Here is a 21,763-nt window from a genome sequence, read left to right on the forward strand (position 1 = left end):
AAGACGTTTTCCCACTCAGAAATCTCAAGGGAACGGAACCGCAACATCCGCGCCGAGGCGGCGCAAAAAAAACCATAAGCTTATGAATACATGTAACAAATTACGGTATGACCGGTTGAGCGATGAAAGCAGCGGCGCGGATATTTAACGTTCAGTTCACCCTATTTCTCTTGCCGAAGGGAGGGAATCGGACATAATGACGATTATTGGGCCGTATTGGCCTGAAAACCGTTATCTGAAAGATTGTCCGACATGAACGCTAAATCGATGCCTTCGGCGGGAACATCGATGCATTTTGAAGATCAGATACTCGAGCAGGGCGATCTGATTTCAAAAAAGCTGCACCTCCTGAGCGTTCAACGCTTTCCGCCGAATGCGCGCAAGAACCTGCGCAGTTTCAGCCTGGGCGAAGTTGCGTCATATGTCGGTGTTTCACAGAGCACCCTAAAGAAGCTGCACCTCGAAGGCAAAGGCCCTTCTCCCCAGACTTCATCCACAGGCCGCCGTTCCTATACCGCCGAACAGATGCTGGAACTGAGAGAGTATCTTGACGTCCACGGACGATCGGACAGTCGCATCTACGTTCCCCGCCGGCGCCCCGGCGAGAAACTCCAGGTCCTGGCAGTCGTCAACTTCAAGGGTGGATCAGGCAAGACAACGACAGCCGCCCACCTCGCGCAATATCTCGCCCTGACCGGCCACCGTGTGCTCGCCATTGATCTCGACCCCCAGGCCTCACTTTCGTCTCTGCACGGTTTCCAACCCGAGCTCGATCAGGTTCCTTCGATCTACGAGGCGATCCGATATGACGATGAGCGCAAACCTATTTCCGACGTGATCCGGTCTACCAATTTCCCGGGGCTCGATATCATTCCGGCCAATCTCGATTTGCAGGAATACGAGTATGACACGCCGTTGGTCATGGCAGACAAGCGATCGAATGAAGGCAAAAAGTTCTTCACCCGCATATCGAGGGCATTGGCCGAGGTCGACGAACGGTATGATGTCGTGGTCATCGATTGTCCGCCGCAGCTCGGCTACCTGACCCTCACAGCATTGACTGCTGCGACGAGCGTGCTGATCACCATCCATCCGCAGATGCTGGATGTCATGTCGATGGGGCAGTTTCTGCTCATGCTCGGCGGCATCCTAAAGCCGATCCGGGCCGCGGGTGCCGAGGTGAACCTCTCCTGGTACCGATATCTCATTACCCGATATGAACCCACCGACGTTCCCCAGGCGCAGATGGTCGGATTCATGGCGACGATGTTCAACGAGTCGATGTTGAAGAACCAGATGGTCAAATCGACAGCGATTTCCGACGCAGGGATCACGAAGCAGACGATGTACGAGGTGGAACGGTCTTCGATGAACCGTAGCACCTATGACCGCGCAATCGAGTCCCTGGATTCAGTTAATGCCGAAATCGCAGACTTGATCAGGCAAACCTGGGGACGCTGATTGTCGGTTGGCGAGACGTGGCTTTGAAAACGAGAATTCAATCGGCTTGACGCCCATCGGAGCAATAAGATGGCACGGAAGAACCTACTCGAAGGACTGGCGGACCTGCCGGAAGAGACAGGCTCATCTACAGTTTATCCCATGCGCGGTGCTGGCAGATCGCTCGTTCGGTCGCTCGGCGATCTTGCCCAGCAGGCCGATAAATTTCTGGAGGGCCAGGCGGTCGTCGATCTTGATCCATCGCTGATCGACGCTTCCTTCATTCAGGATCGCCTGCGTCACGACGGCGATGATTTTGAGGAATTGCTTTCGGCTATCCGTGAACACGGGCAGGACAGTCCGATCCTCGTGCGGCCTCACGCCGATGCAGAAGGTCGCTACCAGGTCGTTTTCGGTCACCGTCGCCTGAGAGTAGCGCGTGAGCTTGGGCGATCTGTCAGGGCTGTTGTCCGCCAGATCGACGATCGCTCGCATGTTATTGCGCAGGGACAGGAAAACTCCGCCCGCGCGAACCTCTCTTTTGTTGAACGCGCCTTGTTCGCTATGCAACTTGACCGACGAGGTTATGGAAGGGATATCATTTCTACCGCGCTTGCCTCGAACAAGGCGGCCGTCTCGAAAATGATCTCCGTCACGGAGCGCATTCCGCAGGACGTCATCGCCGCTGTCGGTGCGGCACCCGGAATCGGAAGAGAGCGCTGGATCGAGCTGTCCTTGCTTGTCGGCAAAGGGAACAACCTCGATACCGTCCGTGACCTTGTATCTCGTGATCACTTCCTCACACTCGGATCCGACGATCGGTTCATTGCCTTGTTTCGGAGCCTGAACGACAAATCGAGGCCGGTGAAAAAATTCGAGACGGCTGCCCCGAAGGCCACCTGGGTCGCGTCGGACAATTCCGTACGCGCGGAGTTCAAGGGCTCTGGAAGAAACTATTCGATATCGCTGAAATCCGGTGATGCGGCGCGGTTCGGCCGTTATGTTGCCGAGAACCTTGAGCGACTGCACGCTGAATTTCTGACGTCATTCGAAACTGAAGGGAAATAACCGCAAAAGAAAAAGGCCCCCCAACGTTGCCGTCGTGGAAGCCCTTCTCGGTGTAAGCAGCTAGAGAATCGCATTTCCTCGAATCTCAGTCAAGAGTTTTGGCACCGCTTTTGGTGGGCGAATTTCTTTTGCCTATTGGAAGGTGAAAGAGATGCAGGCTGGACATGTGACGACGCCCTTCGGGCGGCGATCGGTAAAGCTCGCGCTGGTGAAACGGCAGTTGGGTGCCGGCGAAATCCCGCCTGGCAAGGCCATCGACAAGTGGAAAGTGTTCCGCGATGCCTCGGAAGCGCGTGAGCGTTTGCAGATCCAGGATCGTAGCCTGGCTGTGCTTGATGCCTTATTGACATTCTACCCTGAACCGGAGCTGCGTGCCGAAGCGAGACTTGTCGTTTTTCCTTCAAATGCCCAGCTGGCCCTGCGGGCGCACGGCATCGCGGGAGCGACGCTGCGGCGACATCTTGCAATCCTCGTCGAGGCTGGTCTGATCGTTCGTAACGACAGCGCCAATGGCAAGCGCTATGCGCGCAAGGACAAGAGCGGCAAGATCGAACAGGCGTTCGGCTTCGATCTCTCTCCACTTCTCGACCGGGCCGAGGAACTGGCGGCAATGGCGCAGCTGGTGGTCGCGGAGCGGGCAGAGCTTCGGCGTGTCAGGGAAGACTTCACCATTTGCCGAAGGGATGTCCGAAAGCTGATTTCCGCAGCCATAGATGAAGGCGCTCCGGGCAATTGGGATCAGGTGGAGGCCGTCTACCTCGACATCGTACGGAAAATCCCGCGCTCAACATCGCGCGTGGATATGACGGCCGCACTCGACGAGATGACGCTTCTGCGTCAGGAGGTCATCAACCAGCTGGATCTCTTCAATAAAACAGAGAATTCGAGCACCAATGATGCTCAAACTGAGCAGCACGTACAGAATTCAAAATCCGAACACATCAATGAACTTGAACCTAGCTCTGAAAAAGAGCAGGACGCAAAATCGAGCTCCACAATTGACCGACAGCGCGAGCCGATAAAGATCTTCCCCCTCGGGTTGGTTCTGCGGGCTTGCCCAACCATTATCGACTACGGGCCAGGCGGACGAATTGAGACCTGGCGCGAGCTCATGGCCGCAGCCGTGGTTGTCCGATCAATGCTTGGCGTCAGTCCGTCCGCCTATCAGACAGCCTGCGAGGTCATGGGCGGGGAGAGCGCAGCCGCCACAATCGCCTGCATGCTCGAGCGTTCCGCACATATAAACTCGGCCGGGGCATATCTGCGTAATCTGACGTCGAAAGCCGAGCGGGGCGAGTTCTCGCTCGGTCCGATGTTAATGGCGCTGACGCGGAACCAGGGACCATCCCGGGCACAACGAGCGTGATGTCACGATGTCACTGAGAAGACCGGGCGAGCTTGCCAGCTCACCGCTCTTCTCGCTCACTACCCTGTGTCTGTCGAAAGACTAACCTATTGTCGAATAGCTGTGCGGCTGGTCAGCCGATTTTTATCCGCCGCGATGTCTCGAAAAACCATCTTTTCATGCATCGAGAATCGGGTAAACAGGAAAAACAGCGTCTGATGAACTTGCCTCGTGCGGACGCCGCCGAGGCACCCCTGCCCTATCGATGGACGAGAACTTTCCGGGTCGTCGGCAACTTCGATGACGACCCGGTATCTGGAGCCTCCTGACCACTGACTCTCACGCCGGGATCCCGGCCCCCGCTCGCATCATAGCCCTTGAACCAGAAGGCCTCGAAGCCGTTCCCCTCAGCGCACGGAGGAGGTCGAAAAGTTCATGACTGGGTCTCCCGACAAGGCTGTCATTCAAGACCCTGATACTAGATTGTCTACATATCTGGATGCATTTCAATTTTTAACCCCTCACTCCTCTATTGCCGCGTTGGCTATCTAGAACATGGAGAGGGATGGTCAGAGATAGGCCGAGCGTTGTAACTGAAGTGAGGCCTCGGCGAGGCAGTCCGGATCACCGACAAAACGCAAGTTAACTAGCGCCCGGAGTAGCTTGCCCCCCAGTTGTCAAGCGAAGTGAGGATTTGACCCCTAGTAGGGGCGGACAAATTCTTGGACTGCTATGCTGCAGTTGCGAGGTTTCGGCGGTATTCGGCGGGGCTAAAGCCGCCGAGTGAGAGCTTTACGCGATGCTGATTGTACCACCGGATGTAGGAATGCAGCTGCTGCATGGAGTCGTCGGCTGTCGTAAAATAGGAGCTGCAGGCGAACTCAAGCCGGATGAGAAGTTCGGCTAATGGATATGTGTCTCGCAGGGCATCAAGCAGCAGTGTCTTTTCCCGGTTTCCCAGAAGCCGCAGATCGATGCCCAGATCTTTTTTTACGAGTTCGTTCGCCTTCGTAAGCAAATCATGTTCGAGTTGAAGGCGCTTCACATCACTGCGCAGTGCTTCAAGTTCACGCTCAAGTTCGTCTCGGCTGGCAGTTGGTGATAATTTGCGACGGCGTGTCATGGATGCAGCCTCCAGCGCCATCAGCTTCTCGGCAGCAAAGCCGGTCATCTCGCGCAGCAAATCGGCGTCGGCGCTCTTCTCAACGAGTGAGCGCAGGTTCATCATGTCGTCGGTCATCGGTGGTGTCCCTCAGGTTGGCTCTAAGCAACCCGACCCTACCGGAAATCACCGATGGCTATGAAATCCAGCTACACCACTTCATGGGACACAATCGGATTCGCCCGCTTGCCGAGCTTGATATAGAGCTTCACGGCCCTCATGCGGTCTTCGTACGAGTACATGAACTATCTCCTGTTATTCCAAGTTTTCGTCCGCACCTTCAGGTGGTTAGTGTCTCACTTCGCCTGAAAAGGCGAGTTGTTCATCGAACCTGCTATAGCGCATTCCCGAGCCACAATCTCGCTCGTCAAACAGATCGTCGCTCGTTCCGGTCTAGCGGTTTGCACTAAAATCTTGGGAGAAAGCTGTCCGGGACAGTCGGCACGAGTTCGTCCGCCGGAAGAATTTTCGTAAGGGGTGCAACTTTATCGTTACCGTATTGTTCGGGTGGCATGTCGCCGTGTCGCCTCCCAGTTGCGCCTTACTGAGGCGTCGCACCCGGCGTTGGCGGCGATATCTTTCGGCGTGCCTTATCTCCCCAACTTCAAGCCCGCCTCGGCGGGTTTCTTTTTTCCGAAATACGCCTTTTCGAGAACGGGCGCGATTGCTGGGTGTTGAAGCATGCAACGTCAAACGCGATCGGTACGGTCACAATGAAGAGGTGTCACGTCATCCTGATAAAAACTCTTACTCGGCTCTCCTTCAGGCGCTCCCGAAAGAATAGGTCTTGAGACGATCTTCGGAGCCCGTGATGCCGGTTGATGAAAACCGACGAACGCTTTGCGCGGCCTAAATGCAAACTTACTGACAAAGGATCGCAAGCCCGGAAGCAAATCGCCTAAACGGCGGTACCGAGGCGAAGGGCTAAGAGAAGGACGCTGTCGCTCGACTATCGGAGAGTCGTTATCGATCCGGCGCGATAGTGTGACTTCGGTGCTGCAGGACTGTAATCGGCGCCGACCCCGCGATTAAGCGAAGCACATTGAAATGAGTTTGAAGCCTTGATTACCATAACAAAAAGCGCAGCGCAGCTCGACCGGTTAGCGGATAGTCCCTCCCCTTCTCTCCTCTTGCTCTCAGCAATGAGGGGCCTCGTCATCCGACCAGCCCGTTGCTTCCAGAGATCGGGCAGGTTGCCTGCCTCAATCATGATCCGGCATATGATGTCTTACTTCAACTCACCGCGCGATGAGCCGGAATGACCGCTTCCCTGCCGACGCGAAAAAAGCTCTGCAGGTTCATTGAAAAATTCTGGCATCGTTTCTCGCGAAGCTTCTACTTCGACACCCCTGCCCTCCTCTTACTCTAGTCGGGGGACCAAGTTTCAATATCGGGGCAGCCGGGTCGACCGATGGCAGCTTCGACATGACGCCGCGCCTTGAGCGAGTTCTGTGGTGTGGGTGGGGCAGGCAGCCGGCACGTTCAATCAAGCCGTTGTCCAGATCACACATTGGGGAAATTCTCATGTCTCCGTCATTTGCTGAGCCCAAGGGCATGGCGAGCGTCTCGAGAGAGGGGATGCGTCTCGGTTGAAAACGAGGAGGCCATTGTTTCGAGCGAACGACTTGTCGCAACAAGCCGCAAACCTCGAAATTGCTTTCCCACCATGATTGGCTGTTGAGCTATCCCAAGCGGCTGTCACTGGGAGCGAGATTGAGCAGCCCCGTTACGCGCGCATCAGGTCTACCCTGGAAGGATAATGCTGACCGCATCAGGGCGTTGTGGAGCTGGCCGCTTTCGCATTCAGGCAGATAATGCGGTTGATCAGCCTGGGACGATCGGCTTAATGGCCTATTTGCTTAATCTTTGCGTGCTGAAGTTTCCTTCTGTCATCGCATTCCAGATCGGGTTGATCTCTTTTACCAGTTTTCCCAACTCGTGACTGAGGTTTTCCATAGGCGCGTTCGGATGGATTCTCGCCGCGACAGCGACCTCGATACCCTGCTTAATGCAACTAGAAATTTTTCTATGAACCTCCCGCGGCTCCCCTGACACGTTCGTGAATGCCAAACGACTGTAGTGGCGAAGGCGCTTGTCCAAGAAGGCGGTAGCGCCCAGATACATTACACTATCACCAATGATAAAGGCATAGAGACCTGACTGTTGCCTTATCCAGGTCGCCTTATGAGGACGGGATGCGTCGTTGGTCCAGGAGCCGACATAAACGAACCCGATGTCGAGGATTGCTGATGCGCTCAAGAAGATCCGCCTCATAGTGCCGTCGAGACACATATAAAACCCGGTTATCCGTCGGGTGTAAAGGAATATCCGGAGTGCCCTCCATATATTGTCGATTCTGAGCGTGTTTTTCCGGGGCTGTCGTCAAATTCGCCGGACCGGGGAAAAAACTGAGGTCCGTACGTTACCGGACATCACACCACTTTGCCGTCCGAATCGCGTAGACTGGCTTTCTATGCGGCGCGAGACGAAGCGATTAGACGGGCACCATATGTTGGTGATCGAGGACGACAATCTGATCGCGGCAAGAATTGTGGACGATTTGGTTTCTGCCGGCGCGACGGTTGCTGCGGTCGCAAGTCAGCCTGAAGCATTCAACGAGTTAACGACTTGGCATTTCACTGCTGCTGTCGTGGACATCAATCTGGGTCACGGACCGGACTACACGAGTGCGGCGAGACTTCAGCGGGACCGGATCCCTTTTGTTTTTCTCACGCGCTACGATCTCGATCAGCTTACGCACGAGTTTATGAACGTGCCGCTCGTTGCCAAGCCCCCATTCTGCTGAGAAATTAGTCGATGCAGTACGCAGAGCGGTCGATCTCACAGATGCATAGTGAAAAGCATCTTTGAAATATCTACACGACCCACCGAGGGTATCAGCCGGTGGGCCAGGTCGACCCGGCGGCCTCTAGGAGGAAGAGAGCTGTCGTTGACAGGCTCAGCGGATGTCGAGGAAGACCCGCACCGCAATGTACGAAGCCTTCCTCTTTCATCAGTTTCATGGGGGATAAATCCAACGATGTAGCGGATTTAGGTTTGACGCTGCGGAAATCAATGGCAATCAGAGCGAAAATGGAAGAGGGGCTCAGCTCAACTAAAGGGAGCAATTGTGACCCATGAGCGGCGCAGCGGTCGGCCCACATTACCCGATCCGCCACTTTCTTCCCGCCGTTCCCGCAAGAAGCGCCGAACTCTTTGTTCGTCTGCATATCGGATGTCAGCGTTGTCACGTCGAACATCCCGTTGCGAATGACGATCCTGATCAGCCGAGGAGTCACTGGACGCATGCAACGCCGCCTGTCTGATGCGCAATCCGGCGAGCCGCGACCTGTTCGTTCAGCCGGATCGCGAGGCTCGTTGAAGTTTGATTTAAGCGGCGTCATGCAGAGCAATTCCACCTTTTTAAATGAGCCGAGGCGCTAGTTCTTCGTAAGCTGCTGAAGCTAATAGAGAAATCCGTCAAATTGTCAGCCGACAACATAGGCCAGCAAGAGCGCTTTATCTTTATTGCTTGGAGTTCGCTTTAGGCGTTTCCTTAACATGAATATCAATCTGCGGTGAGAATCCTCTGCGGGCGCTCCAGAACGAAATGCTGGAGCCCCCTCCCCCGCGGGACAAGACCGACACCAAGTCTCCCTCCAACTGACCTCCATTCGCAGATTACGCATGTTCCGTGCGCCTCCATCGAAAACATCTCGATCAACAAAATTCCGATAAACTGTTGAAATGAATGAATAAATTGAGAAAATTGTCGGCCGACAACAACTCATTACGTGTACGGTTGAGACGGTTGAAGAAGCTTTCGCCTCCACACGGCCGTAGGCAAAACGACGCCCGCGGTCGGTCGGCTCTGCATCGCCACGATGAACCATCGGGAATTGAGGTCGATGACGACCGCGCTGTAAGCGAAGCGCTTGCAGGTTCGGATGTAGGTGATGTCCCCTGACCCAAGCTTCCTCTGGAGCCGCGACGTCAAATTGCCAGTCGAGTATATTGTCGATAGAAACGGCAGGCCTGCCGCCATAGACACCAGGACGGCATTTGCAGCCGATCTTCGCCATAATCCCGGAGAAACGCGTCAGACGCGCAAAATGGTTCGGTCAGCACATTCCCGGAGAGAAGCCGTCTAGAAATCTTCGGGCTTTTCAATCGGTCACTGCGAGGATCCCTTGGGTCAGGCCATAGTCAAATGTGGTTCGTCGATGGACGAGGAACCGGTTTGCGACCCCCTACCCGGTGATACGCACTACCGTAGCCATGTCGCCAAGCCCAAAAAACCTGCACCGGCGCAGGCGGATGCGCCGACGAGCGCGCCCATGCGCGTGACATCGCGATGGATCGGCTTGTTTTGATTTAGAGTTGGTGAATGAGACCTGGTCACCGACCAATGTTTCTGTCTATCAGCCTGCGCATTGATCGGCAAATAGGCTTCTTGTCATTCGGCTCCGCGTCTTCAGTGAAGATGAGAACGGAAGATCGATGTGGAAGCTCTAATGGTATTACTATCGCCTTCAAAGAACTTCGGGAAACCGGCGGGTGCCATCGTGTCATTCGCCTTGGACTAGACCTACCACCATTGCTCCCACCGCTGGAACCTCACGCTGCCACCAGGAGGGATCTCAGAGCAAGGCCGGCATTGGTCGGCCGGAGAATATTCAGTTGCATGCTTAATCTGCAAACGGCCGGGGTTCGTCGCCCTTAATGAGATGGACTACTATGCTCGAGGCCAAGCAACTAAAATCATTGGTAGACGGGGCCAATGGATCTTTCGTTTACCGGCGCGGAACGCACGTGCATCTTTCTGTGCTGATGACAAGTTGCCGCACCGCCGGATTTTGAGTTCACACCCGAACAAGCTTAGAGCGCGACGAGGTCGGTGTGGACGTCATAATCCCGGAAGCGACCTTCGGGGATAAAACCTTCGTTTCTGGCTCAGCATGTATTAAGGCAAGACGACCGAGGCGAGCACTGCTCAGCGGTCATCGCTCTGGCCCTCCTCATTTCGCCCTGACGCGATCGCATCATACAACGACTTCACTTGGGCGCCGCCGGAGACGGTGTCGTTATCCTACCCATGTGGGTACAAGGGCACGAACTCCTCCAAATCGCGCTACGGCTGGCCGACTTTAGGGGTTGCGTTGAGCACGCGTGATGACATGTCTCGTTTCGATCAGGGTGGTCTGCAAGAGGTGTTCAGCGGAACTGAGTTCGCTCTGCGGCATAAGCTGACGAGCGGCGAGCAACTGCGCCTCCTAAAGCTCTTGGTGTCCTTTGCGACAAAGCAGGAACTTAATGTGAATGCTTGGGAAGTAAGATCCGCTATTGACCGCGTTGCGGACGTGTCCCGAGCCTACAGTACTCTGCGAAAGAGGGGGAGGGGACGAGCAAGAGGGTTTTCCCCGCGGGCGTCTCAATCCGGCTGCGGGCGCTGATCACGGATGCGGTCTTCTGGGGATGTCTATGTAAGGTCAACGGATGTCTCTGCGCCGTGTTTTACAGACAGGTTACGTCCGATCCTCCTAGATCCGAAGAAGCCCGAGGCGGAACGCTTCATCCTTCAAGACCTTGATCGAGGACGGCTGCCATCTTCCACCCCGGGGCGGTCGCTCTCCCAGTTGATCGAGTTGGGTGGCGATCGCCCGTAGCGAAAGGGTCGGATCAGCAATCGCAATTGCTGCTACGAGCTTTATGGGATTTTCTTCCGGCGGCCGACGAGGGGAGCGCGTAAGTAGGTCCGGAGGGGCAAGCTCTGCTTCGACCATGCGGTGCACCGCGCGTCGAAGTCGCTCAACGGTCCAGTCAAGACCTCGGCGGGTAAGCACGCGCGTCACGTTCTCCCAACTGTGTTGTGGTCTAAGCTGCATGACCGTCGGGAGCCAGGTTTCTGCTGATGCGGTGAGGCTTTCCAAATAGATCCGATCCCGGGCCGCGGTGGTGGCACGGATTGCGTCCGGACGTCTTTCGCGAAGGCCGGGATTGCCGGCATGTCGACCCTTGGCCTTGGCTGCTTTCATCCCAGACTTTGTCCGCTCGCTGATTACGGCGTGCTCAAGCTCCACAACAGATCGGAGGACCCGGAGCGAAAATATGCCTCGCGGCGTGGTTGTGTCGATCGGATCGCAGAGTGAGCGGAAGTGAACACCGCGCTTTTTAAGATCTTCAAGTGTGACAAGCAGGTGGTTGACGGACCGTGCCAGCCGGTCCAGTCGCACTACGACCATGACGTCGCCTTCTGATAGCTCCCTTATGAGCCTGATAGCAACTGGACGGGCGTGGGATGTACCTTGATCATGCTCCTCGAATATCCGGTCACAGCCGGCGCCACGGAGCTGAGCGACTTGAGCGTCCATCTCATGCACCGTCGAGGCGCGCGCGTACCCTACGTGCCGATGCTGTTGCGGAGGAGGGGTATTCTTCGAGTTTATTGCCACGGAAGCTCCAGCCGAAAACGATTTGCGTGTTCAGTCAATAGTGCGCGTTGATTGATACCTATGCAAGCGTTGTTTGATGCTGCGATTTAGGGCCGTGGAGCGCGATGATGGTCCCGGCCTATTGGCGCGTCCATCTGGCACCCTTGTCTGGCGTCAGGGCCCCCTTGGAGGCGGAAATTGGCAGTTCGGCGTGTGTTGTATCGTGCTGTTGTCTAGCAAGAACCGCGTCTTGTTCTGCGTCGCGAGACTACAGAAACGATTCTCACAGGGAAGTTCGGTCATCACTTAAAAAGAAGGGATCACGCTCCACCGTCTCGTTTGCACAGGAGATCGATATGACGCCCGGAGAGACCATGGAAGAATTTCAGCAAATGGTTTTAAAACGGGATGAGGATGCAGCTTGGCTCGAGGAGACCGGGTTCTGGACTGATACCTTCACTAATCAGGAGGTCGTTGCTGCGCTCGAGCTGTCGGCTCAGCCGCCTGCTGCTTGACGGTATCCGTTGACCGATCCGGATCGAGCGTCCGCTTCGACGGATCGGCCGGGCAATCGTCTTTTCGGAAGACGGGGCGCTTATCACGGCTGCCTTTAGGCTTGCAGTGCATGCCGCGACAGGCAAGCCTACCTCGTAGTACTCGTCGGCGTCAGAAATCAATCGGCCCTAAGTGAAAATTTACCGACCGGGATGAAGTTAAGTATACTCTAAATAGCGCGAAGGTTGTAATCTTCGAAAATCCTCGTTATTGTCGGATAATATAGAAAATCACGCGCCCGTCGTCGCAATCGCACTGCCGCGTTTAGCGATCTTTATCAAATCTCGAATAAATTGCCGCCTTCAGATAGAGGCGGGGCAGATGATCAATAGAATTTGGGCCGACAGATCAGGAAATTTCGGCATACTTACAGCGTTAGCTCTTGTCCCCCTTATCGGTGCTGCTGGCATGGTCATCGACTTCAGTCGAGCTCTCACCCTGCGCAGTGACCTCAATGGAGCCGCCGACGCTGCCGCGCTTGGCGCAATCACGGAAGGATCTCCAGGGCTGGTCGCCCTGAGCAAGATGAGACAGGACGGCCGTGTTACAGTAGCCGAGGATGAGGGCCGTAAGCTATTCCTGGGTCATCGCAGCCTAAACACCGCTGAGGACCTGACGAGGTGGCCCCTCGATGTCTCAATCGAGGTCCAGCGCGCGGCCGGTGCGGTCACGTCTTCGGTATCGTACAGCGTCGGTATGCCGACGACATTCATGCATATTTTTGGAAAAACGCACGTTACGATCACCGGTGGGGCAACGGCGGTCTACGGGAGTGAAAACAAGACCTTCACGGACTTCTACATGTTGCTCGACAACACACCGTCCATGGGGATCGCTGCGACCACAAAAGACATCAAGAAGTTCCAAGCCATCACCCGTGGAAATGGTCAAAGAGGCTGCGAGTTCGCATGTCATCTGGGCCGATGGAGTTCGGATGGCACATTTAAAGCGGATCCAAACAGCTCGTACATCGTCGCGAGGAACAATAACATCACGCTACGCATCGACGTTGTCGCCAAAGCCGCACAGGCTCTCATTGATCGCGTTAAGGCGGAGATGAAAGAGACATCCGATCAATATCACGTTGCCGCCTACTCGTTCGGTAAATCAGCTCTCAAGGAGGGCTACCAGATCCTGAAAGTGCTGTCCTCTACTGTCGATATGTCGACGGCGTCTTCCGCCGTCGGAAAAGTCTCTATTCAGACGACTGATCACGACCACTTCCATGAAAATGCGCTCACGAGCTTTGACACGGCTCTCACCCTTGTCGGCAAGGAGATTGTCGGACCGGGAGGAAGCGGCACGTCACGTTCAGACCCGCAGAAAATTGTGTACTTCGTGACCGATGGTGTTGCAGACAGTCTAAAGCAAGGCGTCGCCTGCGGCGGGAGTTGGTATCAGGACAAGGGACGATGTCTCGAGCCAATCGATACGAAGTACTGCAAGGCCTTGAAAGATCGCAACATCAAGATCGCTATACTCTACACGACATATATCCCGCCTGACGGCGATCATATGTGGGAGACCTACATGAAAAAGCAGTTTGGCAAACGCATATCTGTAGCGCTTGAAGAGTGCGCCAGTGAGGAGCTGTTTTTCGAGGTGGGCCCGGATGATGACATGGCTGAAGCCATGGCGCACCTGTTCACCAAGGCTGCTAATTCCTACAAGGGGTTGCGCCTCGCATTTTAGGGCCAAGGACGTGGATCTTTGTGGAGACGGATCGCATACCCGGCCAGTTTCCAATCAATACGTCACCAGATCATCCGTGCGGCTTGCCCGCTCCTGCGCGTTGTATTGTTGTAGTCGCTCGATATCCTGCTGCACAGACCGGTGGCGTGACTGCTCCATCGCCCCGGGCAGGGGAGTGCCGCGATTGCCGCTTCTGTGAACAGATTGCTTGCCAGGCAGAGGGAGCGCCCTATCGTCTTCGGGAAACAGGAGAACGATATGACGCCCGAAGAGACGGTCGCGCACCACCAGGAAACGATGTCGAGATTGCTGGAAGATGCCGCCTGGCTGAAACAGAGCGGGTTCTGGACTGAGACGTTCAGCAATGAGCAGTTGGTTGCAGCTCTCGAATTGACCGCGGAGATGTATGTCAGTGTCGCACGAGAACTGACAAAGCCGACGGCCTGAAGGCCAGGCCACCCATCACTGATGGACTTTCTGCCAGCCCACCTCAGCCCAGCATGTCGGCGATTTCTGCTGCCTCCAACCGGGCGGCGCCATGACGAGCAGAGCCGCGATAGCTGATCGGCTGATGCTGGGCGCAATACCAGAAGGTGACCGTTCGGCTCTCTTCAAATCCATAGCATCCCCACTTCTTGCAACCATGGTGCTGACAGTAGTGCTCGTCGAGAATGTAGGCTTCGGGCTGGGCCGTGCGGCTTTCATCGCTCATAGGGAGCCTCGATCAGAATGTTGGCGGTCAGCAAGCACGGAAACGATGCCTCGCATCCATCCGTGCCGCGTCGATCGCAGCCGATCGCTAAAATCCGGCGTAGTTCGACGAATTCGATTGCGGCACCCAACTTCTTCACCAGAGCCTTGCGGTCATAGACACCGTGCCGATCGCAGCGCTTGCAGGACATGTTGATCGTTTCGGCGCGGTAGTCGCGCAGGACAGGCAGCGTCATGGTAGTGGCAGCTCATATCCGAGGACCACGGGCGCGTCGCGATATCCTCTGGTGCCGTTGCGCACCTTGATGAGCTCGCAGACACCGACGAGCGGGAAGCCGGCTGCGCGCTGCCTGTCGAAGAACTGCGCGATGGCATCATCGCGGGTGGGAGCCGTACTCCAGTCGCTGACGATGGCGCCAGGCAATTCGGGCGTGTCGCCGACTCCGCTCTTCCACACTGCACGAAAGCCGCCGTCGCTCTTCCTATAGGCGAGCTCGACCCATGACGACGTCTGCCATTCCTTGCCGTCTTCCGATCCAACGACGCTGGCGGTGAAATGGCGAACGTCAGCACCGCTCACGGCAGCAATGAGCTCGCGGCTCGGCTCATCGGTCGGCAGAAGTTCTGCCCAGCGATAGGCAGGGCGTACGCGGTCTTTGGTTGCCATAGACTTCATTGCAGATTGAGCGGCAACTGAATGCCTTTCGGGATATTGGGCTTACGCAACGAGGCGATTTGCACCCGCTCGTAGGTTTCCTTGCGCTGGCGTTCCTGCTTCTCGCGAAGCGCGCGGGACGCGGCAACGAGGGCCAGTGCTCTGGCGACGACTTCATCGGTACTATTCATCTGCACCTCCATCAATGTTCGCTTTTTGTTCTCATACTCCAGCGCGCAAGTCAAGATACTTGATGGATGCTCGGGCAGGAGAGGGAAGGCAATGAGGCCGCTCCGGAGGAACCGGATAGTGTTACGGCGCGCCTCCACGACCAGGCAACGACGAGGTCAGCCGTAGCCAGTTGCCGGAGGCAAAATCATCCTGCTCGTTCGCATCAAGCCCGCAGTTCTCCAGAAACGTCCTGGCGTCTCTGCCCGGCCTGTACTGATAGGGATAGTCTGTCGAAAACAGGATTCGGTCCTTTCCGACCACACTTGCTGCCCGCTCGAGGTAATGCGGGAAGAACATGCCGCTTGCGGTGACGTGCAGATTTTCCCGAAGATAGGTCGCAACCGGCTTTTTCAGGGCGGATACTCGATCGAATGCCGACAGGCGTTCCGCGTAAAACAGCACAAGCTCGCCCCAGTGGCCGAGGATGAGCTGCAGTCTCGGCATCCTGTCGAAATGACCGGCAAGCAGCAACCTTATGAACTGGATGCCGGCATCGTAATGCCAGCCAAGTCCGAAGGTCGCCAGCGCCTCGTCGATGTTCGGGCTAATTCCGGAATAATAGGCGTCACGAACTGCCTGAGGTGCTGCACGCGGATGCAGGAGGACAGGAGCACCGAGTGCCTCTGCCGTCTCGAATATCGGAATTAGCGAAGCATCATCCAGGTTTGCGGCACCGACCCGGCCACATAGCATCGTGCCTTGAAAGCCGAGCGTGCGAACGCACCGCTCAAGCTCACGAGCGGCATCGTCCGGCGCCGGGACGGGGAGGGTGGCGAAAGCCTGCAGGCGATCGGGCCGACGGGCAACCGCCTCAGCGATCATGTCGTTGATCCGTCTGGCAAGATCGATGCTGTTCGGCCCGAGGTCGTGAAGTGCCGGGGTCGTTAGTGAGAGGACCTGTCCGTCCACGCCGGTCTCGTCCATCAGGGCAATCCGCTCATCGGTGAGATCGCGCAAGCGCCGTTTGATATCACCCCGGTGAATGGCAACGCTGGGATCAGCGAGCTCAAGCTTGATGGAGGCCCAGGCGCCCTCCACCTCTGGCGTCAGGAAATGTTCTTCGATTGCGATCAGTTTCATGCCTGCCTCAAAACGATAACAGGAGGAGCAACGCCGAAAGACACGATCCGTTCATGTGGGCCTCGGGATCCGGCACCAAATTGCGGCTCAGGCACCGGCAACCATGTCATGTGGCAGTATGCTTGGTTATGGCTCGCCGGATCTCCAAACCCGTTGCGACATCCGGCATCCAGAGGCTAAATCCCGAACAGGAAAAACGGAGACGAAGTGTTGAACAGCGAACGCGCGAAGATGGACGCCGGCGAATGGTATTGCTGCATGGACCCGGAGCTCGATGCGCTGCGCATGCAGGCGCGACGTGCGGTGCACGCCCACAATGTCATGCGGCCGGACGAGCGGGGCAAGATGGCTGCCGAGCTTCGCGCGCTGTTCGCCAACGCCGGCGACGCCTTTATCGAGGCACCGTTCCATTGCGCCTACGGCGTCAATATCAGCCTTGGAATGGGCGTCTATCTCAACGCTGGCTGCGTCATTCTCGATAGCGCATCGGTCTTTATAGGCAATGGAACGATGCTTGGCCCTGCGGTCCAGATCTACTGCCCCGAACACCATCACGATAAGGCCCTTCGCAAGGCGGGTCTCGAGATTGCCCGACCGGTCAACATCGGACAAGATGTCTGGATTGGTGGTGGAGCGATCATCCGGGGCGGCGTCACCATCGGGGATGGAGCGATCGTCGGCGCGGGGGCCGTCGTAACCCGCGATGTGGCGTCAGGCGCAACCGTCGTCGGCAATCCGGCACGTCCAATCAGCCGCTGACTGGTCTTATCGGCGATAGAAGCAGCGGAAGGCTCCCCGGCTTCAAACGAAATGCCTTCGCGGATCGAAAGCTTCCTTGGCAGAGCTTCGACGGATAGAGAAAGTCACAGGTCGCTGAATAAGGAAAGGCTGATGACGTTTCAGAGCAGCCCTTCCGATATCGGAGAAGCGCCATTGTTGTGATCGGGCAACTTCGACGGCAGTGCTGCCCGATTTGCTGCAGGAGAGCAATACACGAAAATTTCGCGGTGTCGTGTTGAGCGACGGGAGAGCCAACAGGCGAACGACGAGCTACCTCCCGCGCATCGTCCGCCTTCGGCTGCGGTCGTTCCAGGAGAGCCCGAGAAACAACCGCGCAACGGACAATCGACTGCCTGCTATGATTCCGCAATCCTTATGGTTTCGATTGGACGGTAGCGCAAAGAGCCAAGGGTGGAGGTCACCGCAACCGCCCCGCGAGCAGGGGTGACCTCCACTCACATCCGACACGCGGCGGCGAGCCAGACGCTTTCCGTGAAAGAATTGAGGCAGTCAGGACCCCTCCCAATCTGCCTCGTGCCCGCGTCTGTCGCTTACGCCGGCTTGACCAGTATGGCGCGCAGAGGCGCAATCACAATTGTTAGCTATCGTGAATGCAAGTTCACATGGGCCATATCGCACAGGGCGCATTGCGTGCTCGGATGCACGCTGGAGAAAGCGTGAGAACAGCCAGCCACCTTTAGCCTGGCCGCTCTCACCTTCAAAAAACAGCATGGTGCCGCGTGCGATGGTTTGCGGGACGCCGAATAGCCAATCGACGTCGGGACCGCAAGGACCTCTTCCGGGAAGCAGCGTTCAATGAGCAATGCCAGCCCGGTTTCTGTCAACTCTAGTCGGTCGCGAGCAATGCATCCGGAGCGCAAGCTGGCAGCCGATCATCGGAAGGACGCTGGGAGATCAAAGATCGCAAGCCCGCGGCCTATTCAGACGGGTCGGGCTCAATCTCTGTCGGCGCAGGGGTATGGATCATCGCCGAAGACCGCATCAGTGCTCTCACATTCCGACGCATTTCGGTTAGCGCGCGATAACGCTGCTGCAGCTCATCGATTTCGATGGCCCCAGTGATCCACTCTTCGACGGACGCCCGAAAGCCGGGATCAGACTCGAATTTCAAACCAAGGCGCTGGTACTTTGCCACCACGGCCTCGAAAAGGGCTCGGCGTTTTTCAGTCTGCATGCGAATCTCCGTTGCGCGGAGAATATGCGAGATGTCGTAGATTGAAACTACGCCTTAGAGCGTACATCGACATGGGCTGATATTTGGCCTGATGATGGAGAAGCCAGTTTCGTGGCTTTCTGACTTCCAACCCTTATCCCCCTGTGCAGAGGTTTTTTTGCGCGGGCATCGAGCAAGATGGGGCGGCGCCGCGTAGCGGATAAGACGTTTGGGCGCAGCGACGAATCGGCGGCTCGTGGGTTTGCCATGATTTTCTCTCGCGGTTTATGATGCCTCGTACAAATAAGGACTGCGCGGGAAAAGGACTTTCAGCAGAGGGTCCAAGTTCGATGGCACGCCAATCTCAGCGCGCGAAATTCGCGATCGGTCGGAACAACATCGTTACTCAAATGGCATCTTCTACCTCCGTTGCTCCGAGGATAAACGCGTTGTCCATTCTCATGCCTTTTGATGCACATGTTGCCTTAAGGGCCCCGCAGACTTGCGTTTGACGACCTGGAACAGTATGTTGGACAATATCGAAAAATGTCTAACGGAGTCGTGTGACATGCCGAGACAGACAGACGGTCAGTCCGTAGCTGGGAAATCGACAAATGCCCCACGCGACGTGAGTAAAAGCCGCTTCCACGCCGTGATGGAAGCGGCGGCCCATTCCGGACTGCTTGGCGAGAAGAGCAAGCGGATTGGCGGGCGCATCAGCCCGGCACTTCTTGAGCAAGCCAAGAACCATACTGGAATCATGACCGACACTGACTTGATCGAATTTGCTCTGGCGACCGTCGCGCTCGATGATGACTTCGGTAGAACCTTCCGTGAAACGCGCGGGACTGTCGATCCGGACCTGAAACTCGGGTTCTAACGTGCCGGATTTTGACTTCGCCGCGTCGATCCGTTGGGCGCGTTTCGATCCCGGCCGGACACTGGCGCGCAAACCGGATGAGGACTTGCCGTTTCTCGGGGACAGGGCTACTGCGGGCCAGGAGCTTCTCCTCGACACATGCGTCTACATCGACGGCCTTCAGGGCCGCGCTCCTGATCGCGTCGCGGACATTTTGGACATTCGTTTGAGCAATCATTCGAGTGTCGCCGTCCAGGAGCTGATGCATACCGTTGGTGTGCTGGATCCCAGCCATCCGAGCACAGGAACGGCGATTGAACAAATAAGGCGGATGATCGAGGGGATGCAGAGTCACCGCATTTTCGTTCCCGACATCGACGTTATGGGCCGAGCAGCATTGCTTTCCGGCATGCTATGTCGATTGCAGGGCTATCAGCGAGATGCGCGGCTGAGAGCCTTGCACGACTGCGCGCTGTTTCTTCAAGCGCAAAAGCTGGGTCTCACGGTTCTAACCGCAAATGTAAGCGACTTTGACTATCTGCTCCAGTTAATACCGGCCGGTCGGGTGCTGTTCTACCGAGCCGTCTAACGCAGTGGCCGGGTAAAGGGCTTGAACGCGGATTGGCGACGATCAGCTGGCCGATAAGGGCGAGAGAGACGATGACGCTTGGAGAGTTGGCTGATCGCTATCGCTTGGAACTGCAGGACGAGTCAGTCGGCGTTCGAAAAAGCTGGGAGGAGATGTTCCGGTACACGTTTCGGCACTATTCAGCTGAAACCGAGCTCAATTCGTTCGACCTCGATGCACTTTCTGACCGAATGCTGTCGGCGGATATGAATCCTCGGATTGTCGAAGGCTACACGAAGCGCTGGCTGGACCTACTGGAATGGGCGAGAAGCACCTAGCACATTAGAATTTGAAGCTGCCCTCCAACCTCACCCTCACGCGTCGACCGCTCGTAACTCCTCATCCGCTGGCCAGTCGGTTTGGCGTATGATTTCCATTGCGGCCGTGATGCGATCACGCAGTGTTTAGGTCTTGGTGGCGAGATGATGAGTTCGCATGAACTCCAAATCCAATGACGATCTGACCGTTGAAACCCGATTGCAGACAGCCCAGCGCTTCACCCATGATCGACTGGACTTTGTCTTCCGCCGTTGTGGCCTTCGAAAGCATTTCCTGGCTCGGGTTCATCGGGCCTTCCTTCGACCGTGATGGTGGGTGCTTTTGCTGGATAGTAACCTCGGCGGGAATTTGATGGGGACAATGGGAAAGCGCCTTGTGCGAGGAGACAAATGCTATACTCCGCCGATGTGCCCGGTGATGGAGCTTTTTGGTCGAAGGTAACCTCTACAGCAAACGCGCCGCCCGGCCGCTCCTTCGCGTCGCGTTGTTGTAATAGCTCGACGCCTGTTGCACCGAGCGATGACGAGATTGCTCCATTGCCTCGGGCAGGGGGATGCCGCGATTGGCGGCCTCGGTCAGATACCCGGATCGCAGCCCATGCGCCGAAAACTCCTCCGGATCCAACCCGGCCAGCGCCGCCCGCTGCTTGACGATATCGTTGACCGACTTTGGATCGAGCACGCGCTTGGACACATTGCCCCAGCGGTCAACCTTTCGAAACACGGAGCCTTTGTCGATCCGGGCGGCGTCCATCCAGGCATTCAGCGCCTCGACCGGCCGGCCGGTGAGATAGACGACCTCGTCATGATCGGCACCGGATGTTTTGGTCCGTCCGAGATGAATGGCCAACGAGGGGAGGGGAGGGCCATCTTCGACGGCGATCGGCGGTTCGACCGTCAGTTGCTCCCGGCGCAACCCGGCAATCTCGCTGCGCCGGCGGCCACCCGAGGCAAACGCCACCATCAGGATCGCCCGGTCGCGCAGATCACGCAGGCTGCCGCTCGCACAGGTCGCCAGCATTCTGGCCAGCACGTCGCCGGTCACCGCCTTGGCGCTTTTGCGTTTTCGAGGGCGCGGCGTGGCACGGACGGCAAGGCGAATGGCCGACTTGAGGGCAGGTGAGGGGAAGGCGCCGGACAGTCCTCGCCATTTCGTCAGCGTCGACCAGGTGGCCAGCCGGCGGCGCACCGTGTCGGGCGCATGCGGGCCGGCCACCTTCAAAAACCCTTGGCTACGGAGTTTTTGCTCCACAGCTGAGGGCATCCCATGCTCCGGATCGTTTTCACGTTTTGCCGGATCCCACAGGTGATGCGCGACGAATTTCAGCAGTAGCGCCTCGGGCGCTGGCCAGGGCAGTGATTTTGTCGTCGCCGCCAGCGACCAGGCTTGCAGGTAGGCGAGATCGGAGGTGAGGGCTCGAAGCGTGTTTTCGCCCATGCCCTCGTTAACCAGATGGCGCAGCGTGTCGATGTCCTGATCGGTCAACAGCTCCGCGAGTTCGTCGCGGCGCTCCATCGGCAGCACCGCAGCGATCGTATCGAGTTCATGGGCGCGGGCCTCGACCCCGGTCAGTTTTTTTGCCATCATCATCTTCCTTGACGAAGTCACTTCCGCTATCGCGTGCCACGACGATCCGGCAAAGTTCAATCGTGGGCATTTTCGTAGAAGGCGAC

The 21,763-nt window shown here is 56.8% G+C and carries 22 protein-coding genes and 3 pseudogenes; 11 read left to right on the forward strand and 14 right to left on the reverse strand.

All coding sequences use genetic code 11. From position 1 onward, the window contains the following. Positions 1-252 precede the first annotated feature (252 nt). The 3 genes from repA (at position 253) to repC (ending at position 3,874) form a co-directional block, all read left to right on the forward strand. Complete coding sequence (gene repA, locus BM216_RS27890) at positions 253-1,461, forward strand: plasmid partitioning protein RepA (RefSeq protein ID WP_093002783.1); 1,209 nt, start codon at positions 253-255, stop codon at positions 1,459-1,461. Positions 1,462-1,530: 69 nt separating this feature from the next. Next, positions 1,531-2,508: a plasmid partitioning protein RepB gene (gene repB / locus BM216_RS27895; RefSeq protein WP_093002785.1), complete on the forward strand. Its 978-nt coding sequence runs from the start codon at positions 1,531-1,533 to the stop codon at positions 2,506-2,508. Between the two features lie 151 nt (positions 2,509-2,659). Beyond that, positions 2,660-3,874 carry a plasmid replication protein RepC gene (gene repC, locus BM216_RS27900; RefSeq protein WP_093002787.1) on the forward strand — a complete coding sequence of 405 codons (1,215 nt, stop codon included), beginning with the start codon at positions 2,660-2,662 and terminating at the stop codon, positions 3,872-3,874. Between the two features lie 709 nt (positions 3,875-4,583). On the opposite strand, the pseudogene BM216_RS34800 reads toward repC, so the two are convergent. After that, positions 4,584-4,970: pseudogene (locus BM216_RS34800) on the reverse strand (IS3 family transposase); the annotation flags it as partial. Between the two features lie 1,896 nt (positions 4,971-6,866). Then, positions 6,867-7,274, reverse strand: a complete 408-nt coding sequence (locus BM216_RS27915) for a GIY-YIG nuclease family protein (RefSeq protein WP_143102881.1) — start codon at positions 7,272-7,274, stop codon at positions 6,867-6,869. Between the two features lie 250 nt (positions 7,275-7,524). On the opposite strand from BM216_RS27915, the gene BM216_RS34250 reads away from it, so the two are divergent. After that, the gene (locus BM216_RS34250; RefSeq protein WP_093002795.1) at positions 7,525-7,821 is read left to right on the forward strand and encodes a response regulator; all 297 of its coding nucleotides are present in this window, start codon (positions 7,525-7,527) and stop codon (positions 7,819-7,821) included. A 91-nt stretch (positions 7,822-7,912) separates the two neighbouring features. Here BM216_RS34250 and BM216_RS27925 read toward each other — a convergent pair whose 3' ends face one another. From BM216_RS27925 to BM216_RS27940, 3 genes and pseudogenes are all read right to left on the reverse strand, one after another. After that, positions 7,913-8,419, reverse strand: coding sequence for a hypothetical protein (locus BM216_RS27925; RefSeq protein WP_143102883.1), 507 nt, complete (start codon positions 8,417-8,419; stop codon positions 7,913-7,915). Positions 8,420-8,835: 416 nt separating this feature from the next. Further along, positions 8,836-9,142, reverse strand: a pseudogene (locus BM216_RS34805) (IS3 family transposase); the annotation flags it as partial. Positions 9,143-10,555: 1,413 nt separating this feature from the next. After that, positions 10,556-11,467, reverse strand: coding sequence for a recombinase family protein (locus BM216_RS27940; RefSeq protein WP_093002803.1), 912 nt, complete (start codon positions 11,465-11,467; stop codon positions 10,556-10,558). Between the two features lie 335 nt (positions 11,468-11,802). On the opposite strand from BM216_RS27940, the gene BM216_RS34255 reads away from it, so the two are divergent. Continuing rightward, positions 11,803-11,961, forward strand: coding sequence for a hypothetical protein (locus tag BM216_RS34255; RefSeq protein WP_177230946.1), 159 nt, complete (start codon positions 11,803-11,805; stop codon positions 11,959-11,961). A 361-nt stretch (positions 11,962-12,322) separates the two neighbouring features. Beyond that, positions 12,323-13,693 (forward strand): pilus assembly protein TadG-related protein, encoded by a 1,371-nt coding sequence (locus tag BM216_RS27945; protein WP_143102885.1) that lies wholly within the window; start codon positions 12,323-12,325, stop codon positions 13,691-13,693. Between the two features lie 62 nt (positions 13,694-13,755). On the opposite strand, the pseudogene BM216_RS34810 reads toward BM216_RS27945, so the two are convergent. Beyond that, a pseudogene (locus BM216_RS34810) lies at positions 13,756-13,879 on the reverse strand (integrase); the annotation flags it as partial. Positions 13,880-13,951: 72 nt separating this feature from the next. Here BM216_RS34810 and BM216_RS27950 point away from each other — a divergent pair. After that, the gene (locus BM216_RS27950) at positions 13,952-14,140 is read left to right on the forward strand and encodes a hypothetical protein (RefSeq protein ID WP_093002807.1); all 189 of its coding nucleotides are present in this window, start codon (positions 13,952-13,954) and stop codon (positions 14,138-14,140) included. Between the two features lie 43 nt (positions 14,141-14,183). On the opposite strand, the gene BM216_RS27955 is transcribed toward BM216_RS27950, so the two are convergent. From BM216_RS27955 to BM216_RS27975, 5 genes are all read right to left on the reverse strand, one after another. Continuing rightward, positions 14,184-14,405: a hypothetical protein gene (locus BM216_RS27955; RefSeq protein WP_093002809.1), complete on the reverse strand. Its 222-nt coding sequence runs from the start codon at positions 14,403-14,405 to the stop codon at positions 14,184-14,186. Beyond that, the gene (locus BM216_RS27960; protein WP_093002811.1) at positions 14,395-14,640 is read right to left on the reverse strand and encodes a hypothetical protein; all 246 of its coding nucleotides are present in this window, start codon (positions 14,638-14,640) and stop codon (positions 14,395-14,397) included. Before BM216_RS27960 ends, BM216_RS27955 begins: the two co-directional genes overlap by 11 nt. Continuing rightward, complete coding sequence (locus BM216_RS27965; RefSeq protein ID WP_093002813.1) at positions 14,637-15,071, reverse strand: hypothetical protein; 435 nt, start codon at positions 15,069-15,071, stop codon at positions 14,637-14,639. The genes BM216_RS27960 and BM216_RS27965 overlap by 4 nt, the downstream gene beginning before the upstream one ends. 5 nt (positions 15,072-15,076) lie before the next feature. Then, entirely contained in the window at positions 15,077-15,250 is a 174-nt protein-coding gene (locus BM216_RS34260) for a hypothetical protein (RefSeq protein ID WP_177230947.1), read from the reverse strand. A gap of 121 nt (positions 15,251-15,371) precedes the next feature. Next, a complete protein-coding gene (locus BM216_RS27975; protein ID WP_093002817.1) occupies positions 15,372-16,370 on the reverse strand; it encodes an amidohydrolase family protein in 999 nt (332 codons plus the stop codon). 207 nt (positions 16,371-16,577) lie between these two features. Between BM216_RS27975 and BM216_RS27980 the strand changes: the two genes are divergently transcribed. Further along, a complete protein-coding gene (locus BM216_RS27980) occupies positions 16,578-17,129 on the forward strand; it encodes a sugar O-acetyltransferase (RefSeq protein WP_093002819.1) in 552 nt (183 codons plus the stop codon). 958 nt (positions 17,130-18,087) lie between these two features. Here the strand turns inward: BM216_RS27980 and BM216_RS27985 are convergent. Next, positions 18,088-18,345, reverse strand: a complete 258-nt coding sequence (locus tag BM216_RS27985; RefSeq protein ID WP_093002821.1) for a hypothetical protein — start codon at positions 18,343-18,345, stop codon at positions 18,088-18,090. Positions 18,346-18,853: 508 nt separating this feature from the next. Between BM216_RS27985 and BM216_RS34815 the strand changes: the two genes are divergently transcribed. From BM216_RS34815 to BM216_RS28000, 3 genes are all read left to right on the forward strand, one after another. Next, positions 18,854-19,204, forward strand: coding sequence for a hypothetical protein (locus tag BM216_RS34815; protein WP_244530364.1), 351 nt, complete (start codon positions 18,854-18,856; stop codon positions 19,202-19,204). Position 19,205: 1 nt separating this feature from the next. After that, a complete protein-coding gene (locus BM216_RS27995) occupies positions 19,206-19,772 on the forward strand; it encodes a type II toxin-antitoxin system VapC family toxin (protein ID WP_093002825.1) in 567 nt (188 codons plus the stop codon). A 71-nt stretch (positions 19,773-19,843) separates the two neighbouring features. Continuing rightward, positions 19,844-20,089 (forward strand): hypothetical protein, encoded by a 246-nt coding sequence (locus tag BM216_RS28000; protein ID WP_093002827.1) that lies wholly within the window; start codon positions 19,844-19,846, stop codon positions 20,087-20,089. Between the two features lie 115 nt (positions 20,090-20,204). Here BM216_RS28000 and BM216_RS34265 read toward each other — a convergent pair whose 3' ends face one another. Further along, positions 20,205-20,378 carry a hypothetical protein gene (locus BM216_RS34265; protein WP_177230948.1) on the reverse strand — a complete coding sequence of 58 codons (174 nt, stop codon included), beginning with the start codon at positions 20,376-20,378 and terminating at the stop codon, positions 20,205-20,207. Between the two features lie 156 nt (positions 20,379-20,534). Continuing rightward, positions 20,535-21,680: a site-specific integrase gene (locus tag BM216_RS28005; RefSeq protein WP_093002829.1), complete on the reverse strand. Its 1,146-nt coding sequence runs from the start codon at positions 21,678-21,680 to the stop codon at positions 20,535-20,537. Between the last annotated feature and the right edge of the window lie 83 nt (positions 21,681-21,763).

Source organism: Rhizobium sp. NFR07, assembly GCF_900111905.1.
In the GTDB taxonomy this organism is placed as follows: domain Bacteria; phylum Pseudomonadota; class Alphaproteobacteria; order Rhizobiales; family Rhizobiaceae; genus Neorhizobium.